Genomic DNA, 14,820 nt, shown 5'->3' with positions numbered 1-14,820 from the left:
TCAAATTTTTTTGAGGCAAATGAAAAAGTGTGCCAGTTTTTACTGGTGATAAATAAAAAAAGGATGGGCAAATGCTCATCCTTTTAAATTGTAAAATGGATATAAAAAATGACTAATGATACATATCTTAAGAAATTAGAGGGTTTTGATACCAGCTATTATGATGTAAAAGCTGCGGTGGAGGATATAACACCTGGCGCTTTTGCAAAACTGAACTATACTTCAAGAGTATTGGCAGAAAACTTAATTCGAAAATGCCCAAGTGCAGATTTAAAAGATTCATTGATTCAATTAATTGAAAAAAGAACCGACAAAGATTTCCCTTGGTATCCTTCAAGAGTTATCTGCCACGATATTCTTGGACTTACAGCTTTTGTTGACCTTGCAGGTTTACGAGAAGCTGTTGCTAAAGAAGGGGGAGACCCACAAAAAGTTAATCCTGTTGTGCCTACTCAACTTATTGTTGACCACTCACTTGCAGTTGAGTGTGGTGGATTTGACCCCGATGCTTTCCAAAAAAACAGAGACATCGAAGACAGAAGAAACGCAGACAGATTCCACTTTATTAACTGGACGAAAGAAGCATTTAATAACGTAGATGTTATCCCTCCAGGAAATGGAATTATGCACCAAATCAACTTAGAGAAAATGTCTCCAGTTGTACATAATATTGATGGTATTGCATCTCCTGATACACTTGTTGGAACAGATTCACATACTCCTCATGTGGATGCATTGGGTGTTATTGCTGTGGGTGTGGGTGGATTAGAAGCTGAAAATGTAATGCTAGGAAATCCTTCATATATGAGAGTTCCTGAAATCATTGGTGTAAAAATCACTGGTGTACGAGCTGAAGGAATTACGGCAACGGATATTGCACTTTCAATGACTTCATTCTTAAGAGAAAACAATGTTATTTCTGCTTACTTAGAGTTCTTTGGACCTGGTATTAAATACCTTAACTTAGGAGATAGAGCAACGATTGCAAATATGACTCCTGAATATGGTGCAAGTGCGGGTATGTTTGCTATTGATGAACAAACGATTGCTTATTTAACAGTAACAGGCAGAGATGCTGCTCAAGTTAAACTTGTAGAAGCGTATGCAAAAGCAAATGGTTTATGGGCAGATTCATTTGAAAATGCTACATATGCCAGAACTATTGAATTTAATCTATCAAATGTTACAAGAAGTTTAGCGGGCCCTTCTAAACCACATAAATTGGTACCAACTTCAACTCTACACGCAGAAGGTATTACAAAAGAGTGGAAACAAGAGGGAGATAAAATCCCAGATGGGGGTATCTTAATTGCGGCGATTACATCTTGTACAAATACTTCAAACCCAAGAAACGTTATTGCAGCTGGTTTAGTGGCTAAAAAAGCCAATGAACTTGGTTTAACAAGAAAACCATGGGTTAAATCATCTTTGGCACCAGGTTCAAAAGTGGCTGAACTATACTTAAAAGAGTCAGGTCTTTTACCAGAATTAGAAAAATTGGGATTTGGTATTGTTGGTTTTGCATGTACTACATGTAATGGTATGAGTGGGGCTTTAGATCCAGCTATTCAAAAAGAGGTTGTAGATAATGATATTTACACTACGGCTGTATTATCAGGAAACAGAAACTTTGATGGAAGAATTCACCCCTATGTAAAAGAGGCATTCTTAGCTTCACCACCACTTGTAATTGCTTATGCATTAGCAGGAACTATTCGGTTTGATATTGAAAAAGATTCTTTAGGAACAGACAAAAATGGTAACCCTATTACATTAAAAGATTTATGGCCAACAGATGCCCAAATTGATGCAATTGAAAAATCAGCGGTTAAACCTGAAATGTTTGGTGAAATTTATGAGCCAATGTTTGCCAGAAATCCATTAGGTGATATTAAAGTTGATCCATTTTATAAATGGAATACTCAATCTACATATATCAATAAACCTCCTTATTGGGAAGATGAATATATGCAAATGCCAGCACTTAAAGGTATGAGACCATTAGGTGTATTCCCTGATAATATTACAACAGACCACTTATCGCCTTCAAATGCGATTTTACCAACAAGTGCTTCTGGGGAATATTGTCTGAAAATGGGATTACCGGTTGAAGATTTAAACTCTTATGCAACACACAGAGGGGATCATCATACAGCTTCAAGAGCTACTTTAGCAAATCCAAAACTGTTTAATGAAATGGTTAAAGATGAAAAGGGGAATGTTAAACAAGGAAGTTTAACTAAAATCATGCCAGAAGGTACTGAGTCTAGAATGTGGGAAGCGATTGAGACATATACTCAAAGAAAACAACCACTGATTATCATAGCTGGTACAAACTATGGACAAGGGTCTTCAAGAGACTGGGCTGCAAAAGGGGTAAGACTAGCAGGTGTTGAAGTACTTATTGCTGAATCAATTGAGAGAATCCACAGAACTAACTTAGTTGGTATGGGTGTTCTTCCATTACAATTCAAAGAGGGTGAAACACGACATACTTATGCCATTGATGGAAGTGAAACATTTGACATCGAAGGTGAAATCACTCCAAGATGTGATTTAACGGTTGTTATGACAAGAGCCAATGGTGAAGTGGTTAAATTCCAAGTATTATGTAGACTTGATACTTCAGCAGAAGTAGATGTTTATAAAAATGGTGGTATTTTACAAAAATTCGCTAAAGATGTTATTGCATCTAAATAATAAAACGATATAAAAAGGCTCACTTAGCCTTTTTATATCCTAAAAATATCTAGAGAAATCAAGAAGATTTTTGTATATATTTTTTAAAACTTAAAGGAAATTCAATGGCTTATAAACCACAATTTAAAGTAAAAGCAACCTATATGAGAGGTGGGACATCTAAAGGAACATTTTTTAATATAGCAGACCTTCCAAAAGAAGCACAAGAAAATCCAGCAAAAAGAGATAAACTTCTTCAAAGAATCGTGGGAAGTCCTGATATTTATAAACAACAAATGGATGGTATGGGAGGAGCTACTTCTTCTACTTCTAAAGCAATTTTAGTGGGGAAAAGTACCGTTCCTAATCACGATGTGGATTACTATTTTTGTCAAGTTGCCATTGATAAAGATTTTGTTGATATGAGTGGAAACTGTGGAAATTTATCAAGTGCAGTTGGTCCTTTTGCCATTAAAGAAGGATTGGTTGATAACGTACCACAAAATGGTGTTTGTTGTGTAAGAATCTGGCAAGCCAATATCAAAAAAACCATTCTTTGTTATGTCACTATGGAAGATGGAATGGTCAAAGAGATGGGAGATTACTACATTGATGGTGTGGCATTTCCTGCTGAAGAGATTGTTTTAGAGTTTGCTGAACCCGTTGATCCTAGCGAAGAGTTGTTTCCAACAGGAAATTTAGTGGATGATTTAGAAGTTCCAGGCATTGGTACTTTTAAAGCTACTATGATAACAGCTGGTATTCCTACGTGTTTTGTAAATGCACAAGATATTGGCTACAAAGGGACTGAACTTCAAGCAGATATTAACTCTGATGCTGATGCATTAGCACGATTTGAAACCATTAGATCATATGCTGCACTTAAAATGGGACTGATTTCTGATTTAAAAGAAGCCGAAACAAGACAACATACACCAAAAATCGCTTTTGTTGCACCTAAATCTGACTTTACAACGTCAAGTGGTAAAGAAGTAAAAGCAGATGAAATTGATTTACACGTAAGAGCATTATCCATGCAAAAACTGCATCACGCTATGATGGGAACAGCTTCTGTTGCTATTGGTGTTGCTGCTTGTATTCCTGGAACTTTAGTCAATATTGCAGCAGGTGGTGGAGAAAAATCTGCGGTTGAGTTTGGACATCCATCAGGAACTCTAAAAGTTGGGGCTGTTATTAAAAATGAAAATGGAAAAATTGTAGTTGATAAAGCCACCATGAGCCGAAGTGCCAGAATTATCATGGAAGGAAATGTTCACGTTCCAGCAGGGACAATGGACTGAGCATACTGAGCTTTTGACCCAAAAAACAAACAGTAAGTCACTCTGACTTACTAAGTAAGAAGTGGTCAAACTTACATTAAAAAGATATAAGGACAAAAAGGTCTCCCTTAAACCTTCTTTGTCCTGCTTATTTAAATTGAATTAAAAACTCTTCCCCTACATAAGCATGATTGTCATATACAAATTTTATGGTTTGATTTTGAACCGTTCCATCAAACTGTTTATTAATAATCTCTTTCACGGTATATAAACCTAAACCTGTGCCTTGACTTTCATGTTTCGATGTCATATAAGGTTCATAAAGACTCTCTTTCATCCCCTCTTCAACACCTCCTCCATTATCATAAATGCGAATGGTAAAATACCCATCCACCGTTGACGTCTCTACAAAAATCAGTTTCAACTCATTTTTTGGCAGTTTGGCTACCGCATCTTTTGCATTGTTCACAATATTTAAAACCACTTGTATTAATTGGTTTTTATAGACATGCAACTGTTTATGTTCCAATTTTTGATGCAACTTTATGTCCAGTTCTTTAAAACTGCTCTCCACCAAGCCCAAACTTTTATCTAAAACCACAGCCGAATCAAAATCCTCTTTATTTCTGCTTTCAATTGCCAAATCCCTGAATTGATCAATAATACCCGAGAGGTTTTGTGAAGTCGTGTTTAACAGTTCCAACTCTTTTATGGCTTCTTCTTTGTCGAAAATATCGTACTCCAATTTCAACTTTATGCCAGTTGCAACCGTTGAAATAATGCTTAATGGTTGTCGCCACTGGTGTGAAATATTGTTAATCATCTCTCCAATGGCTGCCATTTTAGACTGTTGAGTCATCACAGATTCTTGTTCTTTACTCTTTTTTTCAAGTAATTTTATGTGTTCAATATCTAAGTGAAATCCAACCATTCTGTAGGCAATATTGTTATTATACAGAGCTTTTGCACGAACTCTTACCCATTTATAACTGCCATCTTTGCATCGCATCTGATACTCAGCTTCATAATAAGGTGTCTCTTGTTTTAAGTGTGCTTTCATTTTTTTAAGCGCATCTTCTTTACAATCGGGATGAATACTCTCTTGCCAACTTTTTAGTGTACCTTTGATTTCATTGGCGTTATAGCCCAACATCTCTTCATATTGTTGTGAATAAAAAACTTTTCCTGTTTCAATATCCCAATCCCATAACCCCTCTTTTGTGCCATCAACTGCCAAACGATAACGCTCTTCGACATCTCGTAAACTTCCAATGATATTTTCTAATCCCAATGAAATGATATTAAACTCATCAATAAACGACTCTTCATAAACGGCATTTTTGTCTTCACGCACTTTTGAAGCAAACTCTAAAAGATTTTCCAACGGGTTTAAAATAATGGCTCTGATGATAAAATAAGAGGCAACAGCAATGATTAAAATAATCAAAAACAGAACAATCAATTGATTAAAAAAATCATTCTTTATTTTCTTTAACATTTGGTTATCTAAGAGTAATACCAAATCGATGTTATCATCTTGATGAAAAAAGGTCAATCTCTTTTTAGCATAAATGGCATTCTCTTTTTTTAGGATAGAATTGGAAAGTTCATCAAAGCTATATTTCAACTGATCTTTCTCTTGCGTGGATGCAATATATTTCCCATTCACATATAAAGAGACCTCTTTAAGATTGGCTCTCTCTTTAATTTTATTCAAAAATCCAAAATCATCGTTTAAGATATTGCCCACAAAAAGGTTTGCAATGACTTGTCCATTTTCATAATTGATGATTTTGCTCTCTTTTAATAAAATCAGGTAATTCTCGCCTTTTTGTTCAACATGGAAGACACTCACATGTGCTCCTGCGGATTGGTAATTGATGTTTTTAATTAAATACGTAGTATCAAAGTAACTCGTACTTAAATCCATCACTTCATCCTTTTGTATGATAAAAGCAATATCAACATCATCAACAAGAGGAGAGTCAAACTTTATTTTTTTGCTTTTATTTTTATACAATTTTTGTAAATACTCTGTCATCTCTTTTGAAGATTTTTCTAAAGAAGTAACCTCTTGCTCCAATAAAATATCGGCGATATTTTTTGACTGGACAAATAAATCATCAAAATTTCTTTCCATATTTTTTTGGAAATTCATGTATGTCCAAAAACTGATTGGAAATATTACAACCGATAAAAACGTAATGATTAAAATAGAATTAATGGTTGATAAGGGAAATGTTTTTTTTGTTTTCACTATTTAGTATACCTGAAAGCTCTGCTTTTATAGCTGTCTAAAAGAGTTTTTTGAATCCCTTTTTCAACCAAATGAAATTGTCCTGAAAAAATCGTTGGCACCTCTGAACTTTTCCCTTCTAAATCCAATTTAATGGCTTCTGCCATGGCAACACCATTGTCATCATTGACTCTCATCACCGTGACATCAAGCATATTATTTGTGATAGCATCAAGTTCACTGCTTCCTCCACCCCAGCCATTAATTGCAATTTTTCCTAAAAGGTTTTGCTCTTTTAATACTTCCATTGCGCCAAGAGCAACGTCAGTTGAACAGGCATATATAAACTTTATATCGGGGTGACTTTTTAGAATTTCTCTTGTGGCGTTCATCGCTTTTTCTTTACTGAAATCAGTATAATAACTCGAAACCAATTTTAATTCAGAGTGTTCGCTTACATACTCAATAAACGTATCTCCTCTCATATAACTCACATAACCTTCTGTGCCATACAAGAGTGCATATTTACCCTGCCCTTGACTCTTTTTTATATAATAATCCGCTATTAATTTACTCCCTATCACATGGTCAAACCCCACATAAAGAAATGGTTGTTTATCGGCTAATTTAGCAAGTGGAGTGGTAATATTTTGCAAAATAATTTTAGGCTTTTTATCTAAAATTATTTTTTGAATAAATCGTGCATGTTTGTTGGCATCGAGTGTAAAAATAATATAATCGGTATCTTCTTTAATGGCACTGAATATCTTTTTGGCTTGTGCTTTCATATCAATATCAGAAGGGGTAAAATAGTTTGATAAGCTGTATTTGATATTTAATTCATCCAATCTTTTTACAAAAGAGTCTTTGCTTCTTCTCCAATAATCCGAAATTTGATTTCCCGGATAAACCATTACAATATTCACAGGTTTTGTCTGTTTAACGGAAAGTTTTACCCCAGGGCTGTCCACAACTTGAACAAATGTATCGGAAATTACTTTTTGGTGGGGATGTTCTTTTAAGTAAAGATCAACCAGAAAAAAATCTTTACCGTATGCAAACAGATGTGGAGAGAATAAAAAAAATAAGCAAAAAGTCAAAAAAGTTTTCAAGGTATATCCAATTAATAAATTATTATATTATATATTCTAATATAATAACCATTAAATAAAGAAGAAATTCTTCTTTATTTAAGTGAAAATCAGCAAACTATTTAACCAATGAAGAAATCTCTTTAAAAACAGGGTTTTTTGCATTGACAGTCAACTCAAACAGCAGTGATTCATATGTCGTTGGCACAACACCTGCTTGAACCAATCGTGTAATCGCCACATCTTTATCATTTTGTTTTCTTGAAGAGCAACAATCAGTCACTAAAATAACTTGGAATCCTGCTTCAAGCAGATCCAAACATGTTTGTAACACACACACATGTGTCTCAATTCCTGCAACAATGATTTGTTTTTTATTGTTCGCTTTAATCGCAGCAAAACCCTCTTCATTGCCACAACAAGAGAATGTGGTTTTTTCAAAATGAGGATAATCATCTACTAAATCTCTTAAAGACTCAATGGTTTCTCCAATGCCTTTTTTATATTGTTCATTGACAATAAAAGGCACTTTGTGAATTTGTAAACCTTTAATGAGCGTCACAAGATTTTTTTCAAGTATCGCTTTATTATTGATATGAGGGAAAAGCTTCTCTTGTACGTCCACCAGACAAAACATTACATTATTAACATCTATTTTCATTGTTCACTCCTTTTTTAAAATTATAGCCTATTTAAACGCAGCTTCTTCAGCTCGTTGCAATAACTCTTTGGCACCGTTTTCTATGAACTTTTGAGCCAAGGCTTGACCCGCTGTTTCATACTCATCCATACTGACAATAATCTCTTCTTTTAAATACTCACTTCCATCAGGCATTCCCACAATGGCTTGGACTTTAATATCGGTTTTATTTAAAATACTCGCTTTTACTCCAATAGGAACTTGACATCCCCCTTGCAAAGTATCCACAAAACTTCTCTCAATGGTCGATTCAACGTGCGCATCATTGTCATTTAAAACAGAGATTAACTTCACAATTTCTGGCTCTTTTGTCGTTTCAATTCCCAATGTTGCTTGCCCCATTGAAGGAATCATTTGATCCACACTGATGGGAGTAAAATATTTGACTTCATTTTCAATGCCCAATTTTTGAACACCAGTAGAAGCCAAAATAATGGCATCGTATTCCCCTGCATTGAGTTTGGCAATTCGCGTATTGATATTTCCTCGTAAATCTTTTAAAACAATATCTGGTCGTAACAATTTAATGGCCATTCGTCTTCTTAAACTTGTAGTTCCAATAATGGCACCTTGGGGCAAATTTTCAATGCTTGAAGCGATATTACTTAAAAGCGCATCTCTTGGGTCAAACCGTTTAGTTACAGCCGTAAGTTGTAAGTTGTCTTCAAATTGAGTAGGCACATCTTTTAACGAGTGTACAGCTAAATGCGCACTGCCTTCAAGCATGGCAACTTCCAGCTCTTTTGTAAAAAGACCTTTCCCCCCAATTTTTGCCAAGGGAACATCCAAAATTTTATCCCCTTTGGTCACAAACTCTTGAAGTACAATTTCCATATCAGGGTAGTGCTCTTGCAATTGCTCTTTGATATATTCGCTTTGCCATAATGCCAATTGACTTCTTCTGGTTGCAATGACTAATTTTTCCATTTACTCTTTCCCCACTTCTTGAAATTTTGTTTTTGTTTTATCCAACTCACCGTTAACAAAAATGGTCGGTGTTCCTTGAACCATTGCATCATCTCCCATACTTATGTCATGTGAAATTTTCGCACTCACTTGTGTACTGTTGATCTCTTGTGAGGTAATATTGGTACTAAACTCTTTATTAAAAGCACTTAATATTTTGGCTTCATCTTTTTCACTCTCGGTGAAATATTTATCCCAATCGGCTTCATACACTTTTAAAAGAATATCTTTTATCCCTTTTTTTTGTGCCACATCCATGATTTTGCACAACACTTCTGAGGCAGGATGAATTCTAATAAGAGGAAAATGGTAGTAGTATAAGCCCACTGTTTTTTCATGTTTTTTAACGTATTTAATGACATCAGGAACATAATCCATACAATAAGGGCACAAAGGATCTGAAAAAACCACAATTTTATCTTTGGCATCTTTATTGCCTGCAATTAAGTTCTCATCACGGTAATACTCAGAACTTAAAGTGATTGTCATCGAATTTTTTAGACTCTCTCCGTTAGATGCATCAATTAACTCAGGAGCAATATAAAAACCATTTGAAAAAAGAACATCTTTAAACTTGACGGGTTTCCCTTGAAAATTCGCATCAATATTCAAAATAAAGCCGTACCACTCTTTGGTTGGTAACTCTTTTTTAAAATAGAGTTGAACATCTTTTAACTCAAATTTTTTATTGTTTAAAAATCTTTTTTTCTCAAAATCAATAATTTTATCATCAATGGCAATGGCATTCAAACAGCTTACTGTCACTATTGATAAAACAAAAATTTTTAGTATGTTTCTCATCCACTTCTCCTTTTGTCTTAAAAGACAAATATTATAGTCAAAGGCAACTTAAGGCGTCAGCTCTTCGATTTAACTTTTATTCTTTTGATATCAAAAAGCTCTTTGGCTTTATTGACCATTTTTGAGTTTAAAATATCTTCGATTTCCAACTCTTGCTGAGCTGGGGTCATTTGAGTTGATTTGGTCATATCTGCCACACACCCAGCCCCCACTTCACTCTCATTGAATTCAATCTCTTCAATCATTGAACCCGTATTGTTTTGAGCATTTTGATTTAAGCGTTCTTCATCTTTTTTTTTTTCACTTTGCGTTTTTGAGAACTCAATTTCAGTGTTGATTCCAAAAATATCGGCAACAAAACTGCGTATCAGTGCAAAATTTTTATAAAGCAACTTTCGATCCTCATCTTGTGCAAGTGAAGTAATATGCAATATGCCATTTTCATACGCCGTATAGATGAAATTTTTTTCAAAACACTCTCCGAGTTCATGACTTCTTTCATAAACTTTATCAATGAGTTTTTGATAGGTCATTTTATTGGCATCAACAAGAGGTTCTGCTTTTTTAACCACAGGTTCTTCTTCATAATAGACCTCTTCTTGATACTCTTCATACGCATTTATAGCATCAAGTGGCATTTCAAAAGGGCTATTTTCTTCCTTTTTTGGTGTTTGAACTTCAGATGCCATTTCTGGCTGAACACTGTGAGAAGAAAGACTCTCTTGCGGTTTTACCGCTTGTGGAGTTGAAGAGTGTGCCACTTGGCTTCGCGCAGGTTCAACTTCTACTTTTTCTACTTCATTAAGAATCTCTTCAATGGTTTTTAAATTGGTCGCTTCTATCATTTTTGAAAGCATTAAAATCAGCACAAAACCACTGTCGGCATTTAAGGCCAAAAGATGTTTTGCATCGGCAATGATTCTGAAAAATCGGTCATACAACAAGGTATCAAATTTAGGACTTCGCTCCAACATTTTGTATTTCAAATAAATGGTCATCTCATCGCACACTTGCCCCGCTTCATACTCTTCAAGACGATTAATAATAGGATTAATATCTCCTTTACTTAAAACCGTATCAAAAATATCATCCATAAATTTTGGATCAATCAAACCCAACATATCGGTTACTGCGGTGGTATTGATTCTGCCTTTTGAAAAAATAATGGCTTGATCAAGAAGCGTTAAAGTATCTCGTAAACTTCCCTGTCCGCTTCGGCTCAGAATCTCTAATGCATCGGTGTCAAAATCGATGGACTCTTCATTTAAAATGTGTGAAAGGTGATGAATGACATCTTTATTGGATATTTTTTTAAATCTGAAGTGTTGCGTTCGACTTAAAATTGTTGCAGGCAGTTTGAGGGGATCGGTTGTAGCTAAAATAAACTTCACAAAACCCGGAGGCTCTTCCAGTGTTTTTAACAACGCATTAAATGCCTGAGGCGTAAGCATATGAACCTCATCGATGATAAAAACTTTAAATCGCGCACTGCTTGGTTTATATTTGGTGTGTTCGATTAAATCTTTGATATCATCAATTCCACGGTTGCTTGCCGCATCCATTTCAATAATATCCAAGTGGGAATTTTTATTTGAACTTTGGCAATTTTCACATACATCACACGGTTGTGAAGTGGGTCCATTGGAGCACAAAAGTGCTTTTGCCATGATTCGAGCGGTACTTGTTTTTCCACTTCCTCTTAGCCCTGAAAATAAATAGGCATGAGAGAGTCTGTTGGAATCCAATGCCAGTGAAAGAGTTTGAGAAATGGTGCTTTGTCCAATTAAATCTTCAAATCGTTTTGGTCGATATTTTAAAGCTAAAACTCTTTTTTGTGAATTTTGGTTCTCACTCATGTATATTCCTTACCACTATTTTTCCACCATTGTTCCATGAATTTAATATTTTGTTTATCATTGTTAAATGAATCTCTGCAGTGAAATATACATACACGTTTAATTCACCGTCATTCAAATGTCCACAACTTTTTGACAACTCTTTTAATCTGTTTGCAATTGCATAACTTGTCTCTATGAGGTGAATCTCTTGCCCCATAATTTTTTTAATCACATTTCCAATTAAAGGATAGTGTGTACATCCTAAAACGATGGTATCTACACGCTCTTCTTTCATAGGCTTTAACCAATTTTCCAACAAGTTAAATGTCTTTTGGGTGTCAACTTCACCTTTTTCAATCTCTTCAACTAAGCCAGGACAAGCTTGTTCATACAAAGTAATATGAGAACTTGAAGTTGAGAGTCTATCAACAAGCAGTTGATACTTCTCCCCTTTTAATGTTGCAGGCGTTGCTAAAATTCCTATTTTTCCATTTTTACTTAACGAAATAGCAGGTTTTATTCCCGGTTCTGTTCCCACAACAATGAGCTTTGGAAACGCTTCTCTTAACTCTTTGATTGCAGCCGACGTTGCCGTATTGCAAGCAACAACAAGAGCATCAATTTGGTGTGTTTGAACCAAATAGTTGGCAATATCAAAACTGTGTTTTAATATCTGCTCTTTTGATTTTTCACCATACGGTGCAAACTTTGTATCTGCAATATAAAAAATCTCAGCACCTTTTAGAACTTCTGCTATGGCTTTAACAACTGTCAATCCACCAATCCCAGAGTCAAATACGCCTACTCTCAATGTCTACCTTTATGATAATAATGGATGATTCTATCATAAGTTTTTATATAAAATGATTAGCGCACGAATAAAAACGGGGGTTAAATGATGTAATTTAATCCCAAAGGCAACTCAATATAAAATCTTGCTCCATAGTGTGTATTTTTAGCATATAACGCTCCACCAAGATGATTGGCAACAATGTCATAACAAGTATACAGCCCTATTCCTGTACCTTGTGTTTGATGTTTGGTGGTAAAATAGGGATTAAAAATCTTATCCAAAATATCATTTGGAATTCCGCCAGCATTATCTTCAATGGTGATAACAACACTGAATTCGTTTTTGTACACGGAATATTTCACCCATTTGTTGCTCTCTTTTTTTGCAGCTAAAGCATCTCTGGCATTATTTAAAATAGGGATAATGACTTGAAGAAGTTCCCCTAAAATAAGTTTAAACACAATGGGCTCTTGCTCTATGACATCTTCATAAATTTTAATGTTTTCAATTTTAAAACTTGACTCCACCATTTTAAAAGCCATTTTAATTCGATCTTGAATGACAACATCTTTTTCTTGATGACTCTCTTTGGTATAATCTCTGAATTCATCAATGGTATTTGATAAAAACATCACATTATCAAGAATACTGTCACTGTAGTGATAGAAGTCTTCATCCTCTAAAATATCCATCTCTTTTTTGAGTTTCATACCACTCGCAGCCGTTGAAATTACACTCAAAGGTTGTCGCCATTGGTGTGCAATATTCCCAATAAGTTCACCCATTTGAGCCATTTTAAGTTGTTCAAAAAATTGTCGTTCTCGCTCTTTACTGATGTCAACTGCTTTTTTGACCTCTTTTTTTAAACTCAATGCCAACTCTTCAAGCTCTTCATTTTTCTCTTCCAGTTTTTTTACATTCAAGCAAGAGTTGATACTGATATTGAGTTTTTGTCGAAAACTCTCATACATGGAGACAATAAAATCCAACTCTATTTTGTTGTCGTATAGAAGAATGATTAACCCATTTTCCAGCCTATAAACCAACAAATTTAAACACTCACTCTGTTTTTTAACATAGATACTCTCGTATTTAACCTCTTTGAGAAGATCATTGAGTTCATACGAGAATCTCTTCCCCAAAGATAAAACATGTGTGATTTGATTGTCAAGACGATAAAAACTGCCATAAATGGCATCGGTTTCATGCAGAAATGTCTTTAAGACTTCATCCATCATTTCATGTAATTTCAGACTGTTTCCGATTGAACTGTGGCACTTATATGAAATTGAAAGTTGATTTAAAAGCATATGCCCCCTATAACGCAAGTTTTATTTAAAAAATGAATGTAACGATTGCCATCATTAGCAATTTCACCTAAAGTAACAGCTCCTATTAAAGTGCTACTTTTAGCTTTTTTGAATATTATATCCAATTCTTCTTCAAATTTTTCTTCTAAAAAGTTTTCCCTTGTGGTACAATCAAAAACAATGACCAACTCACAATTTTCCTTTAGAGCATCATTAGAAGCTACTTTAACTGCATTAAGCAAATGTCTGTTTTTACCTTTTAAGACATTTACAAGGGCATTATTAGTAATGTTCCCCACCAATACCAACTCTCCATTGCTCACACTTATAGGCTCTCTGACAATTTGTTCACCTTCATATTTGAGCACTCCTAAGGGGTAGTTGTTTAACACATCCGCGACGTTTTGTTCATTGATTTCAATGCCACAATCTTTTTCAATCACCTCTTTATAGACTTCAAAAGCGGGTTTATAATCAATCTTTTTGACAATATTCTTTTCACTCTCTGTTACAATAAATGGACCTTGTAAATAACTCCACCCATGCTGAACACCCAAAGTGATATTATGAATCAAAGCAATTAAAATGGCACCATCGTGATAAAATTTTTCTTTATCAAAAATCACCGCTTTTGATGTCTCCCCTTTTACGCCTGCCCCTCCGCCAATAATATTGGTGTCTATATCAATTTTTTCAAACAGTTCTTGCAAAAACTCTTCACTGTGTTGACTTAACCCTTCTATAACAGCAATGACCGATTTGACGTTTTGGAAATTCCTTTCCAATAATGAGTTTTCCTGCATACTTTTTATAAAATGTACATTCATACTGCTGTTGATTTCAATGGCAATTAAGCCTGTATCATACAAAGTTTTGTTAAAAATGATTTGAGGGAAAAGGGCACCATACACATTGACGTTGACGTGGTTAAACTTTTTTAAATCAAGTTGTGTGTTTGAAGCAACCAACAAAACATAGTCAGAGGGATGATTGCCGCAGTGTTCTAAAAACAGGTCGATATTTTCAAAGTATAAAGCAACTATTTTCATATTGAACCTTTAAAAAAATGTTTGATATAAACAAAAATAACTTTCTTAAACAGTTTTACACTAAATTCTATCGGTAC

General features: G+C 34.7%; 11 protein-coding genes. 2 read left to right on the top strand and 9 right to left on the bottom strand.

The genetic code is table 11. From position 1 onward, the window contains the following. Positions 1–108 precede the first annotated feature (108 nt). Together acnD and prpF are read left to right on the top strand one after the other, a co-directional pair. Complete coding sequence (acnD, locus tag ACNI3C_RS06280) at positions 109–2,700, top strand: Fe/S-dependent 2-methylisocitrate dehydratase AcnD (protein WP_419771395.1); 2,592 nt, start codon at positions 109–111, stop codon at positions 2,698–2,700. Between the two features lie 104 nt (positions 2,701–2,804). Beyond that, on the top strand, positions 2,805–3,980 hold the full coding sequence (gene prpF, locus ACNI3C_RS06275) for a 2-methylaconitate cis-trans isomerase PrpF (RefSeq protein ID WP_419771394.1): 1,176 nt from the start codon (positions 2,805–2,807) through the stop codon (positions 3,978–3,980). A 127-nt stretch (positions 3,981–4,107) separates the two neighbouring features. Here prpF and ACNI3C_RS06270 read toward each other — a convergent pair whose 3' ends face one another. The 9 genes from ACNI3C_RS06270 to ACNI3C_RS06230 form a co-directional block, all read right to left on the bottom strand. Continuing rightward, positions 4,108–6,216, bottom strand: a complete 2,109-nt coding sequence (locus ACNI3C_RS06270) for a PAS domain-containing protein (RefSeq protein ID WP_419771393.1) — start codon at positions 6,214–6,216, stop codon at positions 4,108–4,110. Further along, entirely contained in the window at positions 6,216–7,307 is a 1,092-nt protein-coding gene (locus ACNI3C_RS06265) for a substrate-binding domain-containing protein (RefSeq protein WP_419771392.1), read from the bottom strand. The genes ACNI3C_RS06270 and ACNI3C_RS06265 overlap by 1 nt, the downstream gene beginning before the upstream one ends. A gap of 97 nt (positions 7,308–7,404) precedes the next feature. Then, on the bottom strand, positions 7,405–7,947 hold the full coding sequence (locus ACNI3C_RS06260) for a hydrolase (RefSeq protein WP_419771391.1): 543 nt from the start codon (positions 7,945–7,947) through the stop codon (positions 7,405–7,407). A 27-nt stretch (positions 7,948–7,974) separates the two neighbouring features. After that, positions 7,975–8,913 carry a hydroxymethylbilane synthase gene (gene hemC / locus ACNI3C_RS06255; RefSeq protein WP_419771390.1) on the bottom strand — a complete coding sequence of 313 codons (939 nt, stop codon included), beginning with the start codon at positions 8,911–8,913 and terminating at the stop codon, positions 7,975–7,977. Then, entirely contained in the window at positions 8,914–9,753 is an 840-nt protein-coding gene (locus ACNI3C_RS06250; RefSeq protein WP_419771389.1) for a DsbA family protein, read from the bottom strand. Between the two features lie 56 nt (positions 9,754–9,809). Next, a complete protein-coding gene (locus tag ACNI3C_RS06245; RefSeq protein WP_419771388.1) occupies positions 9,810–11,609 on the bottom strand; it encodes a DNA polymerase III subunit gamma/tau in 1,800 nt (599 codons plus the stop codon). Further along, positions 11,602–12,402 carry a glutamate racemase gene (gene murI / locus ACNI3C_RS06240; RefSeq protein WP_419771387.1) on the bottom strand — a complete coding sequence of 267 codons (801 nt, stop codon included), beginning with the start codon at positions 12,400–12,402 and terminating at the stop codon, positions 11,602–11,604. Before murI ends, ACNI3C_RS06245 begins: the two co-directional genes overlap by 8 nt. A gap of 80 nt (positions 12,403–12,482) precedes the next feature. After that, on the bottom strand, positions 12,483–13,694 hold the full coding sequence (locus tag ACNI3C_RS06235; protein WP_419771386.1) for a sensor histidine kinase: 1,212 nt from the start codon (positions 13,692–13,694) through the stop codon (positions 12,483–12,485). Next, positions 13,685–14,743, bottom strand: coding sequence for an FIST N-terminal domain-containing protein (locus tag ACNI3C_RS06230; protein WP_419771385.1), 1,059 nt, complete (start codon positions 14,741–14,743; stop codon positions 13,685–13,687). Before ACNI3C_RS06230 ends, ACNI3C_RS06235 begins: the two co-directional genes overlap by 10 nt. Between the last annotated feature and the right edge of the window lie 77 nt (positions 14,744–14,820).

This window comes from Marinarcus sediminis (SeqCode) (assembly GCF_048571275.1).
Taxonomy (GTDB): domain Bacteria; phylum Campylobacterota; class Campylobacteria; order Campylobacterales; family Arcobacteraceae; genus Marinarcus; species Marinarcus sediminis.
Note: the sequence above shows the minus strand (reverse complement) of the source record. Positions and strands in the feature narration are given on the sequence as shown.